This is a genomic window from Streptomyces sp. SID12501, from assembly GCF_010550245.1.
Classification (GTDB): domain Bacteria; phylum Actinomycetota; class Actinomycetes; order Streptomycetales; family Streptomycetaceae; genus Streptomyces.
On the sequence record NZ_JAAGLU010000644.1, the window covers coordinates 1 to 443 of the forward strand.

Annotated in this window: 1 pseudogene and 1 riboswitch; the pseudogene reads left to right on the forward strand. The window is 75.8% G+C overall.

The window, feature by feature from the left end:
* The first annotated feature begins 73 nt into the window (after positions 1-73).
* Positions 74-171: riboswitch (SAM riboswitch) on the forward strand.
* 4 nt (positions 172-175) lie between these two features.
* Positions 176-443, forward strand: a pseudogene (locus G3I71_RS47700) (hypothetical protein); the annotation flags it as partial.

Below are 443 nucleotides of genomic sequence, written 5' to 3' on the forward strand. Positions count from 1 at the left end.
GTCTCCACGGGCGTCGACGGCGCGGGCGTGAGACACCCGCACGGCCCGGGCCACGGCGGGCGTAGCATCGCCGCGACCATCCAGAGCGGCCGAGAGATCTGGCTCGACGACGCCGCAGCAACCCGCACGGGCGACCGTGGCGCAGGGTGCTACCGCCAGAGACGATGGGAGGACCATGACCGTGCAGCCGCGTCCCGCCCCCGGTTACGCCGGGGACGTCACCGCCACCGAGGCCTGGCAGATCCTGCAGGAGCGCGACGACGCCGTGCTCGTCGACGTGCGCACCGACGCCGAGTGGCGCTACGTCGGCGTGCCCGACCTGCGGCCCGTCGGCCGGCAGGCCGCGCTCGTCGAGTGGGTGCAGTACCCGTCCGGGCAGCCCAACCCGCGGTTCCTCGAGCAGCTCGCCGCGACCGGCGTCACGCCGGGCGACGGCCGGCCCG